Here is a 1,010-nt window from a genome sequence, read left to right on the forward strand (position 1 = left end):
GTCGCTAATGTCGCTGAAATTTCGTGGCCTAATGCATTTGCACGTTCGTCTTGTCCGTAGCGGGAGGTTTGCCCTTCTTTTTCAAGAAGTAAGTTGACCGCTTCAGCCATGCCATAAATGCCGTACATTGGCGCAAAGCGTGACTCTTCAATCAAGCCTTCTTCGGTTAAGAAGCCTTGGAAGAACTGTGATTGTTCATGCAAGTGCGAGCTTCTTGCATCCATCAACTCCGTCATTAGTTGATGATACGTCGGTAATACATTACTGAAAAAATCGTCGCGACTTGCTGCACGTTTCGCCACTTCTTTTAGATTCATGCGTACAAGCGTGTTTGAACCACCAGCTAGCGGGAGTGAGTTGTAGCAACTGACGATACCAAACCGCGCTCCGTCATAAGCATTTGCGTGAATTGGGTAATTCGCAATATGAGGCGTGTTACAGTCACAAATGTTTGTCGTCGCCTGACGTAACAAATCATCTGGTGTGATCGATTCGTCGTACATAAACGTGAGATTTGGTGCAATTTGCTTGAGCTCTGCGTCCACACGTAAAATAGTGCGACAGATAACGTTGTCTGTCGGCCCGATATTCACGTGCATGCAGGCATCCGGCAACGTGCGATCCAACATGATCCAGAAATGTCGAAGTTTTTTGTAAATCTGCGCTTCAGTTTGGTCGCCTACATAAGGCATCAGGACGTCGTCTAACTGCCCTAAATACACCGGAATATTAGTAACTGACGGCACATGATGATAAATGATGGTAAGCATATTTAGCGCATCATCAAAATCTTCTGCAGGTGACAACTCCAAATACTCAGAGCCTTGAGATAAAAACTTCGCATAGTCAGGTAAAACATAACGCGGTTTAAAAGGCGCATGACCTTCAAACATGTCACAGATTACGCCATCGCTCATCGCTTCACGAAGTGCTTCAGAAATGGGCATGTATGGAATACATGCTTCAGCTTCTAAAGCGAGGAAGTTAGACTTCTGTTTCGGAGACAAACG

Annotated in this window: 1 protein-coding gene; it reads right to left on the reverse strand. The window is 45.3% G+C overall.

What is annotated here, in order from left to right:
- Window positions 1-1,007, reverse strand: a 1,007-nt coding sequence (locus R7P67_RS26700; RefSeq protein ID WP_318086570.1) for a YjjI family glycine radical enzyme, incomplete at its 3' end; no start/stop codon positions are given.
- Between the last annotated feature and the right edge of the window lie 3 nt (window positions 1,008-1,010).

Source organism: Vibrio sp. Vb0937, from assembly GCF_033338855.1.